The following is a 22,141-nucleotide window of genomic DNA, read 5'->3' as shown; positions in this document are numbered from 1 at the left end:
TCTAAGGATAAAATGGATCGTATAATGAAACAAAATGATAGAATTTACACGTTTACCCATACACTGATGCTTCTTGTAGCATCATTTTTCTGGGGGACGACTTTTGTAGCGCAAAGTCTTGGAGCGGAATACGTGGGTGCCGGGACATATCTTGCGCTTAGAACTTATATCGGTATCGCATTCCTTCTTCCCTTTGTGATATACAGAGATAGGGAGGAATATAAGGTCTATAAGAAGGGTTCTTTGGGAAGGGATAATTCAATAGAATCCGCAGATTTAGATTTGAAATCTTCATCTATACTTAAAGATAAGAGAAAAAAGGAAATAGAAGCCTTTATAAAAGGCGGGCTTCTTGCAGGACTTTTCATATTCCTTGCAAGCTTTGCTCAGCAATACGGCATCGCTTATACATCTGTAGCTAAGGCTGGCTTTCTTACTGCTTTATATGTAGTATTTGTGCCTATTATCTCAGTTTTCTTTGGACGAAAGTTTAATAACAATCTATGGATCTGTATTGCGCTTTCTGTTGTGGGCTTATACCTTTTGTGTATGAAGGGGAGCTTCTATCTGGAGATGGGTGATGCCTTGATGGTTGTGTCTGCACTGGGATTTTCAGTTCAGATCCTTGCAGTATCAAGGTATTCTAAGAGAATTGATCCTGTTAAGCTTACGCTTTCTCAGTTTATAGTCGAAGCCGTTCTTGCTACAATAGTTATGTTTATTTTGGAAAGGCCTGACATGGCATCTATCTATAACGCGCTTCCTGCAATTCTTTATGCAGGTATTTTTAGTAGTGGTATAGCTTATACCCTTCAAGCGCTTGGTCAAAAGAATCTTAATCCTGCAATTGCTTCAATTGCAATGTGTCTTGAGAGTGTATTTGGAACACTGTCCGGTTGGATAGTGCTAGGCCAGAGCCTGTCATTTCGCGAAGCAGCAGGCTGTGTTTTGATGTTTGGTGCAATTGTTCTTTCGCAGTTTCTTGGAAGCAGTGATTCTAAAGAGCCTTCTAAAAAGAGTGTAATTTCTGATTAAAATATCTTTTGATCCTATGCAGGTGGCAAGGAAAATAATATATGGTAAAAGACAAAAAGAAAACTAAAGCGGAATTGATACTTGTTACTGGACTTGTTATAGTAGCTGGATGTATCTACCTGTATTTGCATTTTGTTGGAGCAGTTAAAGGCGCTAAAGTGCAGATTCTGGTAGATGGTGTAGTTACTCAGGAATATGACCTGTATAGTAACCAGACAGTTGCCATCGAGACTGAGAACGGCGGACAGAATATACTGGTTATTGATAATGGTGAGTGTTATCTTGATGATGCTAACTGCCCTGATAAGCTGTGCGTGTCGCAGGGCATCATATCGAAGTCCGGTCAGAGTATTATATGCCTTCCTCACAAAGTGGTTATCACCATAGAAGGCGCTGATGAAGCAGAAGTAGATACTATAGCAAAATAATTAAATAAAAGAGGTCAGTGTGAAAAATTGTATAGATATGACAATTTTTCACACAGCTATTTGAGACGAGCTCAAATAGCCTTGATGGCAAATCCGAATCTGATATTCGGATTGCCGGACTCGCACAAGTGCTCGTCATGGAGGAATAATATGGATTCAATTTTAATTAAAGACACAACAAGAGAGCAAAGAGAACAGATAGTAGCTGAGTCGATCGGCAATATAAACGGATCATGTGATGGCTGTATGTCCGGCCTTGTTGATATGTATCAGGATTATATTGATGGCAAGAAAGAAATCCGCGATATCAACATGGAGTTCAGGGCTCATTATGAGTCAGGAGTAGAAGGACCTGAAAAAGCAGATTGTGGCTATAAGTATTAAGATAAGTCAAACTTCCCACTTAGATGGACCAACATCCCCCTGTAAAACTTTGAGGACTCTGATCCATCCAAGTGGGAAGCTAAGATAATAATATTGAGAGGTGCACAATGCGTACTAGAGCAGCTAATCTTGGATTACTTCTCGGCGTAGCCCTGATTTTATCATACGTCGAATCTCTGATTCCTTTTGCCTTCGGGATTCCGGGGATGAAGCTTGGACTTCCTAATGCAGCAATACTTATTGTATTATATTTATACGGATGGCAACAGGCGCTAATTATAAACGTGCTTAGAATTGTTGTTTCCGGTTTTTTGTTTGGCAGTATGTTCGGCATTTTATTTAGCCTTGCCGGAGCGATCATCAGTTTTGCTGCCATGTGCATCTTTAAAAAGGCAGATTTTTTTTCTATAAAGGGAGTATCAATATGCGGGGGCGTAAGCCACAATATAGGGCAGATGCTTGTGGCGGTATATGTTGTTAAGACAAGTGGCATCCTGTATTATCTTCCGGTTTTGATGATTGGCGGCCTTATAACAGGTATACTTATTGGAATCATAAGTGAGAATATCATTCCCAGAATCAGAAGTGAGGTAATCCTCAGATGAGCTAGTCATGGAGGAATAATATGCTTTTATACCACTATTTTGACAAGAAAACAGGGCCATTTCGTAATCTGTCGGATTTAAGCGAGGAAGAAGCTAGAAAGGTTCTTCTATCCATAAAGTCTGAAAAACCTGAAACAATGTGTGCCAAAAGGCAGGACAGCTATATTGCTGACAGAAGGCGGTTCGAAGAAATACTAAGAAATGAGTTCCTGAAAAAGGGCGGGATCATTGAACGAAAAGCCCCTCATTATCTTGTGGTTGGTGAATGCCCGTGGCTACAGAGCTGGTTCGAAGACTGTGATCATATAGTCATAGATACTGACGACTTGGATCTGCGCACAGTTTCTTTTACCTATGGAGATTCTCATCCAACATTCAGCGACAGAGTCAATGATGGCAAAGAGTACAGAAAGAAAATCTACACATATGATGAGATAATCGGTGTGATAGGCAGGTATGGCCTTCCGCAGGACTGGAATCCTGATGGGAAATATGGTCCTGAACGGTACGTCGAAGCTCATGTGTGGAGTGACAGAGGAATATACTGCTAAATATAGAAGTTAAGCAGATTGTACATCTTGTAGGAGAGGACTGAAGTTGAAAAATACCTTTTATCTGGTGGCTAGTGACAAGGCGTAAGGATATGAGAGAAAGGCCGATGGGTCAATTCTTCCAAGTTGTTGCATTCATGCGTCGGCCAATATCTGTTCGGGATTATTATCAGCATTTATGTTATAATTATAACGGTCTGCGATGCAGGCTGTTTTTTTGAATAAAAAACTTAAAACTTTCCACATGGCTTTGATCAAGTGGTAAGTTCAAAAGATATAGAGTGCTTGCTCTTTGGGATAATACATGGACGAGCAAGCATTCTGGTAAAGGGAGATCTTATGATAGCATATGTTCAGGGGATTCTTGAAAATCTCGAAATAGATAAAGCGGTAATAGATGTAGGAGGAATTGGATACGAGGTCAATATATCCGCATCAACCTGCGACAGAATGCCGGGGATTGGAGACAATGTTAAGCTCTACACATATATGAATGTGAAGGAAGATGAGATGAGCCTTTTTGGCTTCCTTACAAGAGATGAGATCCGCATGTTCAGGATGCTCATCACTGTAAGTGGTATAGGCCCTAAGGGTGCACTTTCGATTCTTTCTGTATTTGATACAGATGATCTTAGATTTGCAATCCTTGCAGGAGATGTCAAGACAATATCCAAAGCCCCCGGCATTGGCAAAAAGACTGCAGAACGCCTTGTACTTGAACTTCGTGACAAGATATCCAATGCAGATATCACAAGTGCAGAAGGTATAGGACAGGCAGCAGGCAGTGCATCTACCGGCAAATCTTCAGGCGAAGATGCATCTTCAAGAGATGAAGCCGTGGAAGCTCTCGCTGCCCTTGGCTATAACGCTACAGACGCCATGAAAGCTGTTAGAAAAGTTCTTTCGGCTTCGGATGAAAAGCTTGATACCGAGGCTATATTAAAGCTTGCACTTAAAGAGCTCTTTTAAAATTGTAATGCTTTATATTAAAACTTAAGAATGCAGTATAAACAGCTGATGCAGATTTATATACTGTCTACCCCTGTAAAGACTTTTGGGATGCTGGTTCGTCCAAGTGGGGAGCTTTAGTAAAATTAGAATAAATCAATATAAACACGAGGATAGATATGGCCAAAAGAACCATTCAAACAGAAAAAAACTCAAAAAATATGATGGATGCCGGCTTTACCGGCGAAGATGCAGGCGTTGAAAGCTCACTTCGTCCCAAGAGCCTTGATAAATACATAGGTCAGGAGAAGATCAAAAAGAGCCTTAAGATCTACATAGAAGCTGCCAAGGAGCGTGGAGACAGCCTTGATCACATCCTTTTTTACGGACCTCCGGGTCTTGGTAAGACAACTCTTGCACAGATCATGGCTCATGAGATGGGAGTAAATATCAAGATCACATCAGGCCCTGCAATTGAAAAGCCGGGAGAGATGGCAGCAATCCTTAACAGCCTTCAGGAAGGTGATATTCTATTCGTTGATGAGATCCACAGAATATCCCGCCAGGTAGAAGAAGTGCTGTATCCAGCTATGGAAGACTTTGCAATAGACATCATGATCGGCAAAGGCCCTACAGCAAGATCTATCCGTCTTGATCTTCCAAAGTTCACTCTTGTTGGAGCTACAACAAGAGCGGGTATGCTGTCTGCGCCTCTTAGAGACAGATTCGGCATGATCCACAGGATGGAATTCTATAATGAAAAAGAGTTATCGCAGATCATAATCCAGTCTGCAAGAGTCCTTGGAATCGAAGTTGGCGAAGAAAGCGCCATAGAGATGGCAAGAAGAAGCCGTGGAACACCCAGACTTGCAAACCGCACACTTAAACGTGTACGAGACTATGCTCAGGTTAGGAATAATGGTATTGTTTCAATTGATATAGTAAGAGAAGCTCTTAATCTACTGGAAGTAGATGATATGGGACTTGACCACACAGACCACGAGATCTTAAAGACTATGATAGAGAAGTTCGGCGGAGGACCTGTTGGTCTTGACACTCTGGCAGCTGCTATAGGCGAAGATGCCGGAACTATAGAAGATGTATATGAGCCCTATCTTATTAAATGCGGATTCATCAATAGAACTCCCAGAGGCCGCGTGGTAACACAACCAGGGTACGAGCAGATGGGACTAAAGATGCCGGAAGACTCTGATAATAAATGACTCAAACTTCCCACTTGAACGGTGCAGTATCACCCAAGGCTTTGCTGGGACAAGCAGTATATAGATCATTGTCATGCTGTTAATCGTTTTATAATTCATGGCACGATATCTGGTGATTCCCATTCTGGGGTCCAAACTCGCTTCGCTCAGACAGGTGGACCCCGGGAAGAATGGAAATCTCCATCTATCATGCTCATGAATTTAATAAAACGATTAAAAAGCATGACAATGATCTATATACTGCTTGCCCCAGCAAAGCCTTGGGTGATATTAAACCGTCCAAGTGGGAAGTTTGAATAAATGATATAAAAGTCCTAGTTTGGGTGTGTAGTATCCTCAATAAATAGAACTAAAAAAGATATGAAATAAAAAATTAGGATATATCAATAATATGGATTGTATAAAGATAATATATGGCATTCAGACTGATAGTGAAGGGCGGTGCATTCATTATCACAGTCATAAAGATGTGATAGCTAATAAATGCAATAAATGCGGTAAGTTTTATGCCTGCTATAAATGCCACAATGAACTTGAAGAACATAAATTTGAGCCTGTAGATCCTGACGAGAAGGATACAGTTATGTGCGGCGCTTGTGGAAGGATTTATAGCTATAATGAGTATTCATGTATTGAAAGGTGTCTTGACTGCGGTCATGAATATAATCTGGGATGTTCTTTGCATAAATCTATATATGCTGCAAGGTAAAATGATTAATTTAAAATTCCCACTTGGACGAATAGGGATTCTTAAATCCTGCCCTGCAAAGGCTTTGGGAATTTCGATCCGCCCAGGTGGGACTAAGTTAACTACAGGCATTTTGAGTTATCATTTTTGGAAAACATCTGTCTTTTTTCAATAATAGGGATGTTTCTTACTTTGATATCTTCAATGAGCAAAGTTCTGTTCATACACATATCATCAAATGTGCAGAATTTGGTCCCATCCTTTTTATAGAGCTTAATTTTGGAGTTTGATATGCAAAATAAAAATAAATACAATAAGACACTACTTGCCTGTTATCTTGGTTTTGTAGTTCAGGCAATCTGTGCCAATTTTGTTCCGCTGCTTTATATTGTATTTCACGATAATTACAATATTTCATTTGGACAGCTGGCGCTTATTTCAACGACTTTCTTTTTTACCCAGCTTATAGTTGATTATATATGCGGAAGAGTTGTAGACAAAATTGGATATAGACCTAGTATTGTTGCTTCGGAGATAACCTGCTGCGCGGGATTATCACTTCTTGCAGTACTGCCGGATATAATGCCGTCGCCTCTTATAGGTATACTTATCTGTGTCACGATATATGCTATAGGTAGTGGTCTTATAGAAGTTCTGGTGAGTCCTATAATCGAAGCCTGTCCTTTTGATAATAAAGACGTTATGATGAGTCTTCTTCATTCGTTTTATTGTTGGGGAACTGTAGGCGTAATCCTTATTTCTACAATATTTTTTAAATTCTTTGGAATAGGTAACTGGAAGTTACTGGCTATTCTTTGGGCTATCGTCCCATTTTATAACATCTTTAATTTTGCAACCTGCCCTATAGAAAAGCTCGTGGATGATGATCAGAGCATGACAATGGGAGAGCTGCTTAGATCAAAGACATTCTGGCTTTTTATATTGCTGATGGTCTGCGCAGGATCTTCTGAGATATCTATGTCTCAGTGGGCATCTGCTTTTGTGGAGTCGGCACTTCATATGTCCAAGGCAGTTGGAGATCTTGCAGGTCCTTGCGGATTTGCTGTTCTTATGGGAATAAGTAGAACTTTGTACGGCAAATTTGGCGAGAAGATCGACCTTACAGGCTTTATGATCGCTTCCGGTATTCTATGTTTGATATGTTATTTACTGGCAGCTTTGTCCAAGGCGCCTGTAATGGGACTTGTTGGCTGCGCTTTATGCGGATTTTCAGTTGGTATCATGTGGCCCGGATCCATTAGCATATCTTCTAAAGTTATCCCAAGGGGAGGTACAGCAATGTTTGCACTTCTTGCTCTTGCAGGAGATTTGGGCGGTGCTTCCGGACCTGCGATCATAGGCTATGTATCCCAGTTTGCAGGCAACAACATACAGGCCGGGATTCTTTCCGGCATCGGCTTTCCGATTGTCTTGGTCATATGTGTACTGGTTATTAAAAGAGTAAAAAACAATGATATTCTATGAACTGATGAAATTTGAGTAATTAATCTTAGCTTTTTGGAGTGTTATTTATGAGTTCTGATATAGCAGTAATATTCGATATGGACGGAGTTCTTCTTGATACTGAGATGATCTACATGAAAGCCTGGGAAGAGCGTGCGAGGCAGACTTTACTTGATGTGGACTTTGTACGAGATATGGTTCTTGCCTGTACAGGTACTACATCTGCCATGACAAAAGAGATCATGATCCAAAGGCTTGGCAGTATAGAGGCTTATGAAGAAGGTGTTACATATACAAGAAACTATTTTCACAAATATATTAATGACAATGGTATACCTGTAAAAAAATACGTTCGAGATATCTTGCAGTATCTAAATAGCAATAATATACCAACAGGCCTTGCATCATCCACGAAAGAAGCTATCGTCAGACAGGAGATAAGCGAAGCCGGAATTATCGACTATTTTACAGTGATACTTGGCGGCGACAACGTCATAAACGGCAAACCCGCCCCTGACATCTTCCTAGACTGCGCAGCCAAACTCAACGCAAATCCTAAGACCTGCTACGTAATAGAAGACTCCTTCAACGGAATCAGGGCCGCCCACGCCGCCGGAATGCACCCAATAATGGTTCCCGACCTCAGACAACCAGATGATGAAATAAAAGGGCTTTCAGAAGCAGTACTGCCAGATTTAAATGAAGTAATTAAATACTTTGAAAAGATAGGATTTTAGTTTCAGCTTTGCAAATCTGAGCATCACCAAAATCTTGACGATTCCAGAGGGGAGCTGTTAATAAATGATTTGGAGGTCTTTGAAAATATTATTGAATTCAAGAGCTTGATAGATGAAATTATATATCCTGTTAGGAATCCACATGTCTGAGCGAAGCGAGTTTGGATTCCGGGATATATAATTCCAGCTATCATGCCTTGAATTCTATAATATTTTCATGACCCCCAAATTATTTATTAACAGCTCCCCTCTGGAATCCCACGACAATGATGCACAGCCTCATCCCCCAAGCTGAATAAGCATTGTCAGCTCGTTGTAAGGAACCACGATGACCGGGTATCCCGCAACATACGGTGCGATCTCGTAAGATCTGAACCTTACAGCCACCCCTTCAGGCGTCAGGAACCAGTTAAAGTCATTGTATGTATAGTCGTCCCTTATCTGCTGAGCTGTTTCATCATAACTGCAGAAAAGTTCCCCCTCATCAAGATCCGTCACATGACTACATACAAGCTCTACAAACTCTTCCTGAGTCTGCCCGATAACATCGCTAAGTTCAAGAACCCTTCCATCCTGCATATCAAGAGTATAAGAATACTCCCATCCAAGACCATGAGCTCCGCCCCAGTATTCATAATCGCTAGTAGTAAGGCACACATACCTTGAATCGTGATAACTAAGCTCTGAAAAGTAATATGAGTAAGTATATGGATACAGATCCATAGGCGAGTATTCATCATAAGGATCAGAATCCTCGGCAATTGACTTGGCATCTTTAAGCGATAACTGGGCCATATCAGTTACATCAAGATTTTCAGCAATCGTTTCATTAAATTCTATAAATGCATCGGACGTTGCAGGAAGCTGCGGCACGATAAGGTCGGCCCTGAACACCATAATGTCATAGTTATCATCTGTATAGTAGTACGCACTGTGAAGAGATTTTAAAGTAATCCCATACTCCGAAAGAGCGGAAATAGAAGAGTCGTAATTATATTCCGGCGTTGTCAGCACAACTTCTTTTCCCATCTCATCATAGGACATATTGCAAAGACTGGTGTTTGCATCTACAACATTAGTGTAGGTAAGTCCCCTCGATGTAAAGTTGTAGTAAAGGTCTGAATAGTATAATCCCGGCTTTTCCCCTTTAGTAATTGTTCCAATAAGCTGCGTGCTGCCATCAGACAGACTAACCTTCAAAATGTCAAAAGAAATATTCGCCACAGGATCTTCAGTAAGAGGCAGATCGACCTTTATAAATGCATTTTCATCGTCATAGTCGATAAGTTCAATATCAGATGAATGGCCATAGCCAAGTTCATTAAATCCATCAGTGCTCAGAAGATCAGTGCGCTCACCGGAAGATAGATCAATCGTATAAATACATTTTCCATGAGAATCATTTTGCAGCATTATAAGCTTATCTTTGGTAATGGCAGCAATATTACCATCACTGATATCTGCGATCTTACTGGCTGTAGAATCGTCCGACGATACAAAATATAAAGAAGATTTATTGCCAACCGAATCCATACAATACATTCCGCCAAAAAAATCTATAGAAGAAGGCGAACACTTATAGCTTCCAAAGCTTATATGTAGCGGAAAAAGATCATCTCCAAAATCAAAAGAAATATCTGCGAATTCATTATAAGAATCTCCAATACTTCCATCTGAGTTCAGCTTATATCCTTCAGTAACAAGGCCTTTATCGCTGTCGAAACTATAGAAATACAAAGTGTCATTGTATATATCCAGAGAAGAATAGTATGTAAGTTCATTTTCAAGCGTTATTTCTGAAACGTTGCCCTCACTATCTATCCTGAATGCGCTTTCGGTATAATCCGCATACTTTTCAGCAAACACGAAGACACTACCGCCATACACCGCGAATTTCATGCCATCTACACAACATGAATCATCCTTTGGAAAAAGACATACCGTATCATCCGGATCATTCTTAGAAGTACGCCATAGCTTTGCATTTAAAACATAATAAAAATATGTCGAATCTTCTTTTATCTGACTGTTAAAAAGAATCCTTCTTGATTCACAGTTAAGATCAATGAACCCGTTGTCTTTATATGTTATTACGCTCTGATTATTACTGCTACCAGTTGAAGAAGACGAGCTACTATCTGCATTACCTGCACCTGGTGCTCCTTCATTCTGAGCGTCATCTTTTTGTCCACCGATAAGAGGTGATGAGCAAGAACAAAGAATAAGAGAAAGCGCTAATGAAGCACAACATATGACTCTAAAGAATCTAAAAGATTTTTTCATAGCTATCCCCCGAAATATAGAAATAATAAATATAGTATACATCAATATTCATGCATATTAAACCTGACCAATACCTGAATATTCCTGGGGATGGCAGCCTATAAATGATTTGGTAGTCTTTGAAAATAATATTAAAATTCAAGAGCTTGATAGATGGAATAATATATTCTGTTTGGGATTTATCTGTCTGAGCGAAGCGAGTTTATAAATCCCAGAATATATTATCCCAGCTATCATGCCTTGAATTTAATATTATTTTCATGACTACCAAATCATTTATAGGCTGCCATCCCCAGGAATATTCCCCTTTGCCAGAACCTTCACTTGCCATACCACATTTGTTGGTGTATTATGAAATGCCTTGTTGCGTCAAGGCTTTCATGAGTTTATAATCTATATATGACTCTATAGATATTAAGCAGATTTATGCTTATTTTTACATTAAAATTTCAGGGGAGGAAGATCTATGTCAGCAAAAACCGATGCTCAGGTCATCATTGGTGGAAGGGTGCTTACATTAAGCGGTTATGAAAGTGAAGAGTATCTTCAGAAGGTAGCATCATACCTTAACACTAAGATAGCAGACTGCAGTAAGATCGAAGGATTCAACAGACAGCCGGTAGATCTTCAGTCAATACTCCTTCAGCTCAATATAGCAGACGATTATTTTAAGGCTAAGAAGCAGATACAGCTTCTGGAGGAACAGGCTACTGAGAAGGAAAAAGAGCTCTATGATCTCAAGCACGAGCTTATCGCATCTCAGATCAAGCTTGAGAATACTGAGAAGAACGTCAAGAATCTTGAGAAGAATCTTGAAGACGATTCAAGAAAGATAATACAGCTTGAAACAGAGTTAAAGAACAAAGTTACACCCATTAGTTCAGGGTCTTCTTCCGGTAAAGGAAGACGATAAGGAAAAATATGAATGAATTGAAACGTCCCGAGCTTTTAGCTCCGGCCGGTAATTATGAAGCATTTCTCGGAGCCATAGCTGCAGGTGCCGATGCTGTATATTTAGGCGGCACAAGGTTTGGCGCAAGAGCATATGCTGACAATTTTGATACAGAAGCAGTTATTAGAGCTATTAAGTATGCCCATCTTTATGGCAGAAAGCTTTATATGACTGTAAATACACTTGTAAAAGAAGAAGAATTTAATGACCTGTACGATTATCTTGCGCCCTTCGCTGAGGCGGGGCTTGATGGAGTAATCGTACAGGATTTTGGTGTATTGGGATTTATAAGAGAGCATTTTCCAAAAGTTGAGCTCCATGTAAGTACCCAGATGGCCATAACTGGCGTAAATGGCGCCAAACTCCTTAAGAAAATGGGAGCCGTAAGAGTCGTGCCTGCAAGAGAGCTTTCTTTGGATGAGATGATACAGATCAAAGAAGAGGCTCAGATCGAAGTTGAAGCCTTCATCCACGGCGCAATGTGTTATTGTTATTCCGGCATGTGCCTCTTTTCCTCAATAGTTGGAGGAAGGTCCGGCAACAGAGGAAGATGTGCCCAGCCATGCAGACTTCCATACAAGGTCCAGGGCGGATTTATAGCAGATGACAGGAACAAAAAGTCATCCGGTCCTAAAGATCAGGGAAGCTCTGAAGAGTTCTATCCGCTTTCATTGAAGGATATGTGCACCATCGAGATCATTCCAAGCCTGATCAGAGCCGGAATTGACTCCTTCAAGATAGAAGGACGCATGAAAAAGCCTGAGTACGTAGCAGGTGTTACATCTATATACAGAAAGTATATAGACAAGTTCCTTGAAGATCCCGAAGCTCCATTCAAAGTAGAAGAGGTCGATCTTAATGTATTAAGACATCTATATCTTAGAACCGAGATAAGCCAGGGCTACTACGAAAGACACAATTCAAGAGACATGGTAACCTTGTCATCCCCAGGCTATAGCGGATCTGATGACGCGCTTATAGCAAAGATAAGAGATAAGTATGTTACAGGTGAAAAAAAGCGCAGCATATCTGCCTACGGTTATTTCCACCCCGGATGCGAGTCCATGCTGACATTTTCCTGCGACGATATCTCAGTTACAGTATCAGGTCAGGTTGTACAGGAAGCTTCAAAGCGTCCTATGTTAAAAGAAGACATCGAAAGCCGTATCATGAAGCTTGGCGATACATTTTTTGAATTAAAGCCCCAGGACCTTACCATAGATATGGATGAAAGTGATCCGGGAATCTTCATGCCGGTAAAAGAATTAAATGAGCTCAGAAGACAAGCTGCTGATAAGCTTTTGGACGAACTCAAAAACAAGGTCTAACCCATGAGGTTGTTATGACAAATAAGATAAACAAACAATTACATATACTGGTCTCAACCCATGAACAGCTTGAAGCAGTAGCGTCCATGTCCAGGAGACCTTCAAGAATATACGTAGACTACCACATGTTCCTTGATGATATCCCTGGATCTTTGCAAGATCTTTCAACGGATATAGAAATCTACGCTGCGCTTCCTTTTATGATGCGTAGTGAAAAGAACCTTCAGGGAACTGCTGATATAAAAAGGATATGGGATACATGTTCTTCTTTTCTCAAAGGATTTCTTGTAAGGAACATGGAGGAACTATCGTACCTGTCGCTTAATGAAGACGGATCATTTGATGGAAAAATAGTCTGTGACTACGGTTTATATATGTGGAATCACGGCGCTGCAGATATGTTCTTTTCAGAAGCAGGTGCAGACGAGGGCTGCATTCCCTATGAACTTAACAGACATGAGATAGGAGAGCTTCTCGCAAATACAGACGGAATCTTTTCTGCGTGCCTTTACGGATACATTCCTATGATGGTTTCTGCAGGATGCGTCAAGAAGACTACTAATAACTGCTCAGGCAAGCTTGGCACTAATTTTACAGCATATGAAGTTATTACAGATAGAAAAAATAATTCTATGAAAGTGCTGACAGACTGTCGGCAATGTCTTAATATTATTTACAATAGCGTTCCGCTTTCTCTTCATAAGCAGGCAGAGAGCCTTTCGAGAGAAAAGAAGATCGCTGCGTTCAGAGTTGATCTGACGATTGAAAAAGGTCAGGATGCAAAGCGCATTCTGGGCTTTTGGGAGGATGTTCTTGGTGGTAAAAATGAGGCAGCGCCTTACAAAGACTACACCACAGGACATTATAAAAGAGGAACGGAATAAGGGAGAAGTTTTTGGATGAAGTTATATATTGTGGAGATTTCTAAGTATGTTATCGCCATACTTAGTGTTGCTTATGCATTGTGCGGCTTTATTTCACTTAAGTTTAAAAGTGAAAAGAAAAGAATTCCGCTTTATGCTTTTCAGTACATAATGCTAGTTGTGATACTGTTTCTAAGTTTTGTGACCATCGTTTTAAGGACAGGAAGCTTAAACTATATTTTCTATGGAATTGGTATAGCTTTGATCCTGTCGTGTCTACTTCTTTTATTCAGCGCATTTTTTCCTGATGGTAACAGACTTATTATCAATAATGCAGCATTTCTGATGATGACATCGGTTATAATGCTGATGCGAATCGATTCAGGTAAGGCTGTAAGGCAGATGATCATTGCCGGAGTATCGATCATCGCCATGTTTGTTATCTGCGAGATAGTGTACAAATTCCCGATTCTGACTAATCTTGCATGGTTTTACGCAATACTTGGCGCTGTATTTCTTGGAGTTGTTCTTTTATGCGGATCTCTTACTAATGGTTCTTATATATCGTTTACCGTCTTCGGTGTAACTTTCCAGCCATCAGAATTTGTAAAGCTTATCTTTATCTTCTTTTTAGCGTGCGTCCTGTGTAAGGCAGCGACCATCAAAGAAGCAGGGATTACATTTGGCGTAGCTATGCTTTATATTCTGATACTCATGATGAGTAGGGATCTTGGTGCATCTGCCATTCTTTTTATCATCTTTCTTGCAGTTGTATTCGTGGCTTCAAGAAATCCTGTATACCTTCTTGGAGGTATAGGAATCGGTATGGTCGGCGCCATAGTTGGATTTACTTTGTTCCGTCATGTAAGAGTACGTGTACAGGCTTGGCTTGATCCCTGGTCTACCATTGAATCTACAGGATATCAGCTTACCCAGTCTTTATTTGGCATAAGCTCAGGCGGCTGGTTTGGCCTTGGACTTTTTAAAGGTAATCCGCAGACCATTCCTTACGTTGAAGATGACTTTATTTTCTCAGCAATAGCAGAAGAGTTTGGTATTATCTACAGTATCTCAATGATCCTTATCATTGTTTCAATGTTTTTGATGATACTTTTAGAAGCAACAAGACTTCGTGATAAATGGTCCAAGCTTGTTGACTGCGGAATTGCTGTCTGGCTCATATTCCAGACATTCCTTACAGTTGGAGGCGGTTCCAAATTCATACCGCTTACAGGTGTAACCCTTCCGCTTGTAAGTTATGGCGGAACATCACTTATGGTCACCATGCTTTCCATAGGAGTATATGAAGCGACCTGTCTCATAAGAGTTGACGAACATTATGAGGCAATTGAAAGATACAGACAGGCACAGTCAATGGGGAATTATGGCATGAGAGAGTAAAAAAATATTTTTTCTCAGGATAATATATGTGCCTAAGGAGGCAGGAAGTATTGAAAAATAACAAAGCGATAGCGTTTATAGCTGTATTCTTTACAGGGCTGGTTGTTGCGATGCTTGTATATATAGGCTGGTACAGCTATGCTCACAGAGTTGATTTTGTAATGAATGATTATAACAAGCGTGCATCAGCGCTTCAGGCAGAAAATACCAGAGGCTCTATCATTTCTTCTGATGAAGTTACACTTGCATATACACAGACAGACGAAGCTGGTAATGAAACCAGAGTTTATCCATACAACGACCAGTTTGCACATGTTGTTGGATATGCAGATATGGGTGCAATGGGAATTGAGAAGTCGATGAAGTATTACCTTATTAACTGTAATTCTTCATTGTCTACCAAGGCATCCTACGACGATAAAGGGCTTAAATTCCCCGGAGACAACGTTTATACTACGATCAATGCAAGTCTTCAGATCCTTGCTTATTATTCGCTTGGAGATTATAACGGAGCGGTTATCATATCTGATCCTAAGACAGGAGCTATCCTTGCAATGGTTTCAAAGCCTGACTTTGATCCTAATACCATCAAGGCGGACTGGAATGTTCTTTCTAATGACAAGGATACAGCAGCTCTTGTAAACAGATGTACTCAGGGCCTTTATCCGCCTGGATCAACCTTTAAGATCGTTACATCTCTTGAATACATAAGAGAAAATCCATCTACTTATCAGAATTACACGTTTTCCTGTAAGGGAACTTTGACTGTAAACGGCTCTACTATCAAGTGTTATCACAATCAGGTACACGGAGCACTTGATTTTTACTCATCTTTTGCGAAGTCCTGTAATTCATCCTATGCAAATATAGGACTTTCACTTGATCAGGATAAGTTTGCAGGTACTCTTAAGGGACTTTTATTTAATCAGGCACTGCCTGTAGACTTCCCTTATTCACAGAGCATTGCTACAGCAAGCACATCACTTTCTGATCAGGACAAGATGCAGCTGTCTATCGGTCAGGGAGCTACATCAGTTTCACCTCTTCATATGAACATGATCACAATGGCAATAGCTAACGACGGCGTACTGATGAAGCCTTATCTTGTATCTTCTGTAAAAACAGCTGATGGCAAGACGGTAGAAGAGTTCAGCCCCGAAACATATGGTCAGCTCATGACAGCAGATGAAGCGGCAATACTTACGGATATGATGCAACAGGTGGTAGTATCAGGTACAGCTAAAGGCCTTAAAGATTCAACCTATAATGCTGTTGGTAAAACAGGTTCAGCAGAGTATTCAACATTTTCTACGGATTCACATGCCTGGTTCACCGGTTTTGCACCTAAGGACGATCCGCAGATTTGTGTTACAATAATTATGGAAAAAGCAGGAAGCGGCGGACATATGGCTGTTCCTGTTGCAAAACGTATTTTTGATGAATACTTTAAAGTAAATTCAGTGCAGTAATTGAGCCCTGGACTTAATTATTCAGTGATCTACTGGATTTATATAATAAGATCATGTGGCTTTTTCGAAGCCGCTATTTATGGGAGATAATTCTTTTTGAAAAAGCATTACTGTGAATTTGATAAAAATCTATATGTGGGATCATCTCTAAAAAACCTTCCAGTCGTGAAATGGAAAATGCAGCATGGCGCAGGCCAATTGAACGTTTATGCTATCTGCAAGGCTGCAAATCGCCATGACCAGCTGGATATAGTCCACTGCGCAGTTCTGACACAGAAGTATTACAGGAATAATCCTGTTCATGTATACGGACTTACATCAGGTTATAAAGAAGCTCTGGATATGATAGTAACTATCTCTGAAAGAGCATCTGAATGCGATATGGATGGTGATCTTTTGGGATATCTTGAAACAATGGGAGCACAGGAGGAAACTTGATGCTGGGGGTATTTCTTGGCATTTTAAAAATCATAGGGATTACGATTTTAGTGATCCTTTTGATCATAATCGCGCTTCTTCTTATAGTACTTTTTGTTCCTATAAGGTATAAAGCGCATGCTGTTATAGATCACTGCAATCTGGATGATGAGAATCTTGATTTCAAAGAAAAAGTCAGCGCAGAAGCAGGCTTTACATGGCTACTTCACCTTGTAAGAGGCGGTATCGGCTACCCTGAGAATAAAGAATTCTGGGTTAAAGTTCTTTTCTTTAAGATTCTTCCAAAGTCAGAAGATTCTAAAAAGAAAAAAGAAGAAAAGCAGCATAAAAAAGACCGTAAAAACAGCAAGAAAAAACTGGAACAGGCTCTGGAAAATGCTGGTGATGCGCAGGAAATCGGGCCTGAAGACAGGAAAGATGTCGAAAACGGTTCTGCATCTAACGAGGCGGATTCTGCTAACGGAGGCACTTTAGTTAGTGGAAATTCATCAGAAGATGGCAGTACAACTGATGATAATGCTTCAAATAGTGTAAATTCTGAAGGCGAAGGTCGTACTGATGGAAAAGATTATTCTGAAGGCGAAGGTCGTACTGAGGGAAAAGATTATTCTGAAGGCAAAGACCGTTCTGAAGGAAAAGATCATTCTGAATCAGAAGGTAATCCTGAAAGTACTGGAGATTATGATAAAACCAGCAATCTGGAAGGTTCTTCAAACCAGGAATCGCTATCTAATGACTCTGATAAAGGTAAAAAATCTGGCAGAAAAAAATCATCAAGGCTAGACGACTTAGATGATGACGGAGTTGATATTTTTACCGTATTTGACTTTTTTGAAAAGCTTTCAGACCTTTTCTGGGGAACTCTGGACTTCCTTGAAAAGCCTGAAATGGCCGTAGAAAAAGCTTTCTATACAATATCAAGGGCGTGTGATAAAATAGATTTGATTCAGGATACGCTTGAAAGTCCTACATTTGAAAGGGCTTACAGGTGTGCTAAAAAAGACCTTTTTCTTATTTTAAGACATGTCAAGCCAAAGAAACTTAGTGCCGATATATTATTAGGACTGGGAGACCCTGCGACAACTGCTCAGGTACTTGCAGCTGTTAATATAGCAGATGCATTTTTGAGCTATGATATTGACCTTGAGCCTGATTTTGAGAACAAAGTCGTAGAAGCTGACGTGGATATAAAAGGTAAAATTGCTCTTTGGAGAGTGCTTTTATCAGCTGCCAGAGTGTATTTTAACAAAGATATACGTAAAGTTTGGAAAAGAATCAATCGTATTATCAGCAAATAAGAGGACATAAGCTGGAGGATATATGGAGAATAAGCATTTTGACGGAATAGTTGATTCCCTTATGGAAGGCATGGAACAGATGCTTTCTGCAAAAACTGTTGTAGGTGAGCCAACAAAGGTTGGAGATACGATCATTATTCCTTTGGTTGATGTATCAATGGGAGTTGGTGCAGGATCCAAGGATGAAGAGAAGAAGAAAAGAGGAGCAGGCGGATTTGGAGCTAAGATGTCTCCAACAGCTGTTCTTGTTATAAGGAACGGACAGACCAAGCTTGTTAATATCAAGAATCAGGATGCAGTTACAAAGATACTGGATCTTGTGCCCGATGTTATAAATAAGTTCCAGGGCGCCGGCAAGAATGACATGCCTAGCGATGAGGATGTCGTTGATGCTGCATTTGGAGACGACGCTCAGTAACTGTTTTTGAGCATGGGAGGGAGCTATGGATCAGAAACGAAGTGACGAGTTACTCGGTAACGGAGATCAGAACTCTCTTGAAGAACTTAGACGTTTTCTTTTTAAGGAAAGTTGCAGGCTGAAGAATCAGGAAAGCGCTCTTGATGATCAGTGGCAGAAGCTTGAAAAGGAACGCAGTGCTCTAAAGGAAGAAATCGATGAGGCTGGACGCAAGCTTCAGGAGCAAAGAGCGGAATTCGAGCATGACCGTTCATTCTTTGACCAGAAGATGCAGATCCTCAAAGATGGATATGACAAATTAAGTAATGACCGCAAGAGCCTTGAGATCGAGAAAAAAAGGATAGCGCAGGAGCGGATGATGCTGCAGGAAGATATCGCAAATGCTGATATTAAGCTGCAGGAGCAGTCAGCCGGCCTTATGAATGTACTGTTTAAGGGTGCAGACTCGCCTCTTGCCCTCAAAAAAAGATACAAGGCACTTATGAAGATTTTTCATCCGGACAATATGAACGGTGATGATGAACTCGTTCAATGGCTTAACATTGAGTATTCAAAGCTTAAGCAGGAGATGGATGATGCTATGGGTGAGGAGGCTTCTGAGAGTTGAAGCTTCATAAAATGAAGGGTTTAAGCGCATTTTTTTAAAAAAATGCTATCAAAATTAAATTTCTTCTTGCAAAAACCCAAATGTTTTGATATAGTATCACTGTTGCGACTGCATAGGACAACTTTTTATGTTGTTCAAATGCGTACATGGATGTGATTTTTAATTAAAATTATCATTAGTTAACATAGTTTTACAGGAGGTGTTAAGATGGCAAAGTGTGAAGTATGTGGCAAGGGCGTTCATTTCGGTAACAACGTGAGCCATTCCCATAGAAGATCAAACAGAATATGGAATGCAAATGTTCAGCGCGTTGCAGTTAAGATCAATGGATCTACACGCAGAATGAATGTATGCACCAGCTGCCTCAGATCAAATGCTGTAGAGAGAGCTTAATTATTTCTGAGAATGACACGGAAGCGCTTCTTTTTTTAGGGGAAGCGCTTTATTTTTTGTCAATCCTGTCATATAATGCTAATATCTATGTATTTTTGAATTTGAAATTCAAAAATGCAGCAATAGAGCCAATTGAGTTCGACTTCGTCGAAGGCTCTATTGCCGACTGATTCACTGAATTACGAAACACGCAGTAAATGCGCGTTTCTGTAATTTATGTTCAAGAAGTCGTTTTTAATAGAAAATGCCATTTAACAAGGAGGACAACCAATGAAGGCTTCATCATTGAACACACATATGGGCAATATTTCCATAGACAACGAGGTTATAGCTCAATATGCCGGAACTGTTGCAATGGAATGCTTCGGAATTGTTGGCATGGCTAACGTTAGTATAAGAGACGGACTGGTAAGTCTGCTTCGTTCTGATAACATGACTAAAGGTATCAACGTAGAGCTTAACCAGAACAAGAAGCTTGTACTTAATTTCCACGTTATTATTGCTTACGGTGTAAGTATTTCTGCTGTGGCAGACAACCTTATCGACTCTGTAAAGTATAAGGTTGAAGAATTTACAGGACTTGAAATAGAGAAGATCAATATTTATGTCGAAGGTGTTCGAGTTATCGACTGATCGACTTGTGTAGGAGGAACCCAGCTTGAGTACAAGTAGTATTGATTCAAGAATGGTCGCAAGAATGTTTCTTGCAGGCGCAAAGAACCTTGAAGCTAAAAAAGAATGGATCAACCAGTTGAACGTTTTCCCTGTACCGGACGGTGATACAGGAACAAATATGACTATGACTATCATGGCTGCAGCTAAGGAAGTTCAGGAATGTGACCAAAGCGACATGACTGCAGTATGTAAGGCTATCTCATCAGGATCTCTTCGCGGAGCCAGAGGTAATTCAGGCGTTATCCTGTCACAGCTTTTAAGAGGACTTACAAAGGGACTTATAGAGCACCAGGAAATTGATGTTCAGATTCTTGCCGATGCTTTTGATAAGGCTGTAGAGACAGCATATAAGGCTGTAATGAAGCCTAAGGAAGGTACAATCCTCACTGTAGCTAAAGGCGCAGGCGATAAGGCCAGAGAAGTTGCAAGCGCAGGTGAGACAGATATCGAGAAGTTTGCAGACGAAGTTATAAAGTATGCAGATGAAGTTCTTGATAAGACTCCTGAGATGCTTCCTGTTCTTAAACAGGCAGGCGTTGTAGATTCAGGTGGAGAAGGTCTTGTGCAGGTACTTAAAGGTGCTATGAGCGCACTTCTTGGAGAAGAGATCGATCTTACTCCTGTATCCGCAGAAGAAGCTCCTGCAGCTCCTAAGAAGATGGTTTCTAAGGAAGCACCTACAGAGATCAAATTTGGATATTGTACAGAGTTCGTTATCCTTTTAAAGAGAGAGCTTAATTCTAAACAGGAAGCTGATTTCAGAAAGTTCCTTGGAGATATCGGTGACAGTATCGTAATGGTTGCAGATGACGAGATCTGCAAGATTCACGTACACACCAATGATCCTGGTCTTGCTATTCAGAAAGCACTTCTTCTTGGTCAGCTTTCAAACATGAAGGTTGATAACATGCGTATGGAGCATCGTGAGAAGCTCTTCCACATGAATGAGAACGGAACTGTAGATGAGATCGATCAGGAGATCTCAGGAATGGCTGAGCGTACAATTCCTCAGACTGCTGAGTTTGAATATCCTGATGGAGAGATCAAGGTTTCAGGAAAGCACATTGATGCAGTACTTAACGATGCTGCTAAGTGGGACGATGATAAGGGCGAAGCTTTCGGTTCTATGGAAGGTGCTAAAGCCGAAGAACCGGCTGCAGAGCCTGCAGAATATGGATTTGTTGCTGTATGTGCCGGTGACGGACTTGCAGAACTTTTCAGAGGTCTTGGCGTTGATGAAGTAATCAGCGGCGGACAGACCATGAATCCAAGTACAGACGATATTCTTACTGCGATCGAGCACGTTAATGCCAAGACAGTATTTGTTCTTCCTAACAACAAGAACATCATCATGGCAGCTAACCAGGCAAGAGACCTTTCAGAGGATAAGGAAGTAATCGTTATTCCTACTAAGACAGTTCCTCAGGGTGTAACTGCAGTGATCAACTTCATACCTGATATGTCTGCTGAAGAGAATCAGGAGACAATGGTAGAAGCAATCGGCGGCGTTCACACAGGTGAAGTCACATATGCCGTTCGTGATACAGTGATCGATGACAAGCAGATCCATGAAGGCGACTACATGGGAATTGGCGATGAAGGAATAATCTCTGTTGGTCAGAAGATGGAAGATGTAACCTTTGAAATGCTTAAAGGCCTTATGTCCGAGGAACTCGAGCTCATTAGTATCTACTATGGTGCTGATGTTGATGAAGAGACAGCTGAAAAGCTCAGAAAGCGCGTAGCTAACGAATATCCTAACTGTGATATCGAGCTTCAGCCTGGCGGACAGCCAGTTTATTATTACATCGTATCTGCAGAATAAGATTTTGAAAGTGTAATGCTTCAGAATATAAATGTTAGTAAAGGTATACCGGAGAGGGTTGACCTTTCCGGTATTTTTGTGGGAATCTTTCTTGGTGAAAGGAAAGATTTGCTTCTGATAGGAGGTCA

The 22,141-nt window shown here is 40.6% G+C and carries 24 protein-coding genes; 22 read left to right on the top strand and 2 right to left on the bottom strand.

Annotated elements, in window-relative coordinates:
* The first annotated feature begins 24 nt into the window (after positions 1-24).
* The 10 genes from WAA20_RS10210 to WAA20_RS10165 all read left to right on the top strand — a co-directional run bounded on the left by WAA20_RS10210 (position 25) and on the right by WAA20_RS10165 (position 8,063).
* Positions 25-1,035, top strand: a complete 1,011-nt coding sequence (locus WAA20_RS10210; RefSeq protein WP_073387878.1) for a DMT family transporter — start codon at positions 25-27, stop codon at positions 1,033-1,035.
* Positions 1,036-1,076: 41 nt separating this feature from the next.
* The gene (locus tag WAA20_RS10205; RefSeq protein WP_073387773.1) at positions 1,077-1,463 is read left to right on the top strand and encodes a NusG domain II-containing protein; all 387 of its coding nucleotides are present in this window, start codon (positions 1,077-1,079) and stop codon (positions 1,461-1,463) included.
* A gap of 150 nt (positions 1,464-1,613) precedes the next feature.
* A complete protein-coding gene (locus WAA20_RS10200) occupies positions 1,614-1,847 on the top strand; it encodes a hypothetical protein (protein WP_022752775.1) in 234 nt (77 codons plus the stop codon).
* Positions 1,848-1,954: 107 nt separating this feature from the next.
* Entirely contained in the window at positions 1,955-2,452 is a 498-nt protein-coding gene (locus tag WAA20_RS10195; protein ID WP_073387775.1) for a Gx transporter family protein, read from the top strand.
* Positions 2,453-2,472: 20 nt separating this feature from the next.
* Positions 2,473-3,003 carry a hypothetical protein gene (locus WAA20_RS10190; protein ID WP_073387776.1) on the top strand — a complete coding sequence of 177 codons (531 nt, stop codon included), beginning with the start codon at positions 2,473-2,475 and terminating at the stop codon, positions 3,001-3,003.
* A gap of 339 nt (positions 3,004-3,342) precedes the next feature.
* A complete protein-coding gene (ruvA, locus tag WAA20_RS10185) occupies positions 3,343-3,972 on the top strand; it encodes a Holliday junction branch migration protein RuvA (protein ID WP_073387778.1) in 630 nt (209 codons plus the stop codon).
* Between the two features lie 200 nt (positions 3,973-4,172).
* Positions 4,173-5,174: a Holliday junction branch migration DNA helicase RuvB gene (ruvB, locus tag WAA20_RS10180; RefSeq protein WP_027204904.1), complete on the top strand. Its 1,002-nt coding sequence runs from the start codon at positions 4,173-4,175 to the stop codon at positions 5,172-5,174.
* A 391-nt stretch (positions 5,175-5,565) separates the two neighbouring features.
* On the top strand, positions 5,566-5,883 hold the full coding sequence (locus tag WAA20_RS10175) for a CHY zinc finger protein (protein WP_073387779.1): 318 nt from the start codon (positions 5,566-5,568) through the stop codon (positions 5,881-5,883).
* Between the two features lie 270 nt (positions 5,884-6,153).
* Positions 6,154-7,347, top strand: coding sequence for a sugar MFS transporter (locus WAA20_RS10170; RefSeq protein WP_073387782.1), 1,194 nt, complete (start codon positions 6,154-6,156; stop codon positions 7,345-7,347).
* 47 nt (positions 7,348-7,394) lie between these two features.
* On the top strand, positions 7,395-8,063 hold the full coding sequence (locus tag WAA20_RS10165; RefSeq protein ID WP_073387784.1) for an HAD family phosphatase: 669 nt from the start codon (positions 7,395-7,397) through the stop codon (positions 8,061-8,063).
* Between the two features lie 279 nt (positions 8,064-8,342).
* Here WAA20_RS10165 and WAA20_RS10160 read toward each other — a convergent pair whose 3' ends face one another.
* Positions 8,343-10,346: an RsiV family protein gene (locus tag WAA20_RS10160; RefSeq protein WP_073387785.1), complete on the bottom strand. Its 2,004-nt coding sequence runs from the start codon at positions 10,344-10,346 to the stop codon at positions 8,343-8,345.
* Between the two features lie 202 nt (positions 10,347-10,548).
* Positions 10,549-10,677, bottom strand: a complete 129-nt coding sequence (locus WAA20_RS10155; protein ID WP_338800882.1) for a hypothetical protein — start codon at positions 10,675-10,677, stop codon at positions 10,549-10,551.
* Positions 10,678-10,812: 135 nt separating this feature from the next.
* On the opposite strand from WAA20_RS10155, the gene zapA reads away from it, so the two are divergent.
* The 12 genes from zapA (at position 10,813) to WAA20_RS10095 (ending at position 22,013) form a co-directional block, all read left to right on the top strand.
* Positions 10,813-11,259 carry a cell division protein ZapA gene (gene zapA, locus WAA20_RS10150; RefSeq protein WP_073387787.1) on the top strand — a complete coding sequence of 149 codons (447 nt, stop codon included), beginning with the start codon at positions 10,813-10,815 and terminating at the stop codon, positions 11,257-11,259.
* An 8-nt stretch (positions 11,260-11,267) separates the two neighbouring features.
* Positions 11,268-12,626 carry a U32 family peptidase gene (locus WAA20_RS10145; protein WP_073387788.1) on the top strand — a complete coding sequence of 453 codons (1,359 nt, stop codon included), beginning with the start codon at positions 11,268-11,270 and terminating at the stop codon, positions 12,624-12,626.
* Positions 12,627-12,640: 14 nt separating this feature from the next.
* On the top strand, positions 12,641-13,510 hold the full coding sequence (locus tag WAA20_RS10140; protein WP_073387790.1) for a hypothetical protein: 870 nt from the start codon (positions 12,641-12,643) through the stop codon (positions 13,508-13,510).
* Positions 13,511-13,525: 15 nt separating this feature from the next.
* On the top strand, positions 13,526-14,890 hold the full coding sequence (locus WAA20_RS10135) for an FtsW/RodA/SpoVE family cell cycle protein (RefSeq protein ID WP_073387792.1): 1,365 nt from the start codon (positions 13,526-13,528) through the stop codon (positions 14,888-14,890).
* Between the two features lie 50 nt (positions 14,891-14,940).
* Positions 14,941-16,359 carry a penicillin-binding protein 2 gene (locus WAA20_RS10130; protein WP_167562715.1) on the top strand — a complete coding sequence of 473 codons (1,419 nt, stop codon included), beginning with the start codon at positions 14,941-14,943 and terminating at the stop codon, positions 16,357-16,359.
* Between the two features lie 96 nt (positions 16,360-16,455).
* Complete coding sequence (locus WAA20_RS10125; protein ID WP_073387795.1) at positions 16,456-16,797, top strand: hypothetical protein; 342 nt, start codon at positions 16,456-16,458, stop codon at positions 16,795-16,797.
* On the top strand, positions 16,797-18,095 hold the full coding sequence (locus tag WAA20_RS10120) for a DUF2953 domain-containing protein (protein WP_073387796.1): 1,299 nt from the start codon (positions 16,797-16,799) through the stop codon (positions 18,093-18,095). Before WAA20_RS10125 ends, WAA20_RS10120 begins: the two co-directional genes overlap by 1 nt.
* Before the next feature lie 22 nt (positions 18,096-18,117).
* A complete protein-coding gene (locus WAA20_RS10115; RefSeq protein WP_073387798.1) occupies positions 18,118-18,513 on the top strand; it encodes a GerW family sporulation protein in 396 nt (131 codons plus the stop codon).
* 25 nt (positions 18,514-18,538) lie between these two features.
* Positions 18,539-19,120, top strand: coding sequence for a hypothetical protein (locus WAA20_RS10110; RefSeq protein ID WP_073387799.1), 582 nt, complete (start codon positions 18,539-18,541; stop codon positions 19,118-19,120).
* Between the two features lie 207 nt (positions 19,121-19,327).
* Complete coding sequence (gene rpmB, locus WAA20_RS10105; protein WP_073387801.1) at positions 19,328-19,513, top strand: 50S ribosomal protein L28; 186 nt, start codon at positions 19,328-19,330, stop codon at positions 19,511-19,513.
* Between the two features lie 270 nt (positions 19,514-19,783).
* Positions 19,784-20,146 carry an Asp23/Gls24 family envelope stress response protein gene (locus WAA20_RS10100; RefSeq protein ID WP_022753133.1) on the top strand — a complete coding sequence of 121 codons (363 nt, stop codon included), beginning with the start codon at positions 19,784-19,786 and terminating at the stop codon, positions 20,144-20,146.
* Between the two features lie 25 nt (positions 20,147-20,171).
* On the top strand, positions 20,172-22,013 hold the full coding sequence (locus tag WAA20_RS10095; RefSeq protein ID WP_073387802.1) for a DAK2 domain-containing protein: 1,842 nt from the start codon (positions 20,172-20,174) through the stop codon (positions 22,011-22,013).
* The last annotated feature ends 128 nt before the right edge of the window (positions 22,014-22,141 follow it).

This window comes from Butyrivibrio fibrisolvens (assembly GCF_037113525.1).
Lineage (GTDB): Bacteria > Bacillota > Clostridia > Lachnospirales > Lachnospiraceae > Butyrivibrio > Butyrivibrio fibrisolvens.
The sequence above is the reverse complement of the archived record's forward strand: the minus strand, read 5'-3'. Positions and strand labels throughout refer to the sequence as shown.

Coding starts and splice junctions, on each gene's coding strand:
- WAA20_RS10190 (WP_073387776.1), top strand. CDS start 2,473: ATGCTTTTATACCACTATTTTGACAAGAAAACAGGGCCATTTCGTAAT.
- ruvA (WP_073387778.1), top strand. CDS start 3,343: ATGATAGCATATGTTCAGGGGATTCTTGAAAATCTCGAAATAGATAAA.
- zapA (WP_073387787.1), top strand. CDS start 10,813: ATGTCAGCAAAAACCGATGCTCAGGTCATCATTGGTGGAAGGGTGCTT.
- WAA20_RS10100 (WP_022753133.1), top strand. CDS start 19,784: ATGAAGGCTTCATCATTGAACACACATATGGGCAATATTTCCATAGAC.
- WAA20_RS10110 (WP_073387799.1), top strand. CDS start 18,539: ATGGATCAGAAACGAAGTGACGAGTTACTCGGTAACGGAGATCAGAAC.
- WAA20_RS10170 (WP_073387782.1), top strand. CDS start 6,154: ATGCAAAATAAAAATAAATACAATAAGACACTACTTGCCTGTTATCTT.
- WAA20_RS10135 (WP_073387792.1), top strand. CDS start 13,526: ATGAAGTTATATATTGTGGAGATTTCTAAGTATGTTATCGCCATACTT.
- WAA20_RS10145 (WP_073387788.1), top strand. CDS start 11,268: ATGAATGAATTGAAACGTCCCGAGCTTTTAGCTCCGGCCGGTAATTAT.
- rpmB (WP_073387801.1), top strand. CDS start 19,328: ATGGCAAAGTGTGAAGTATGTGGCAAGGGCGTTCATTTCGGTAACAAC.
- WAA20_RS10120 (WP_073387796.1), top strand. CDS start 16,797: ATGCTGGGGGTATTTCTTGGCATTTTAAAAATCATAGGGATTACGATT.
- WAA20_RS10200 (WP_022752775.1), top strand. CDS start 1,614: ATGGATTCAATTTTAATTAAAGACACAACAAGAGAGCAAAGAGAACAG.
- WAA20_RS10155 (WP_338800882.1), bottom strand. CDS start 10,677: ATGGCAAGTGAAGGTTCTGGCAAAGGGGAATATTCCTGGGGATGGCAG.
- ruvB (WP_027204904.1), top strand. CDS start 4,173: ATGATGGATGCCGGCTTTACCGGCGAAGATGCAGGCGTTGAAAGCTCA.
- WAA20_RS10175 (WP_073387779.1), top strand. CDS start 5,566: ATGGATTGTATAAAGATAATATATGGCATTCAGACTGATAGTGAAGGG.
- WAA20_RS10140 (WP_073387790.1), top strand. CDS start 12,641: ATGACAAATAAGATAAACAAACAATTACATATACTGGTCTCAACCCAT.
- WAA20_RS10115 (WP_073387798.1), top strand. CDS start 18,118: ATGGAGAATAAGCATTTTGACGGAATAGTTGATTCCCTTATGGAAGGC.
- WAA20_RS10160 (WP_073387785.1), bottom strand. CDS start 10,346: ATGAAAAAATCTTTTAGATTCTTTAGAGTCATATGTTGTGCTTCATTA.
- WAA20_RS10165 (WP_073387784.1), top strand. CDS start 7,395: ATGAGTTCTGATATAGCAGTAATATTCGATATGGACGGAGTTCTTCTT.
- WAA20_RS10195 (WP_073387775.1), top strand. CDS start 1,955: ATGCGTACTAGAGCAGCTAATCTTGGATTACTTCTCGGCGTAGCCCTG.
- WAA20_RS10205 (WP_073387773.1), top strand. CDS start 1,077: ATGGTAAAAGACAAAAAGAAAACTAAAGCGGAATTGATACTTGTTACT.
- WAA20_RS10210 (WP_073387878.1), top strand. CDS start 25: ATGAAACAAAATGATAGAATTTACACGTTTACCCATACACTGATGCTT.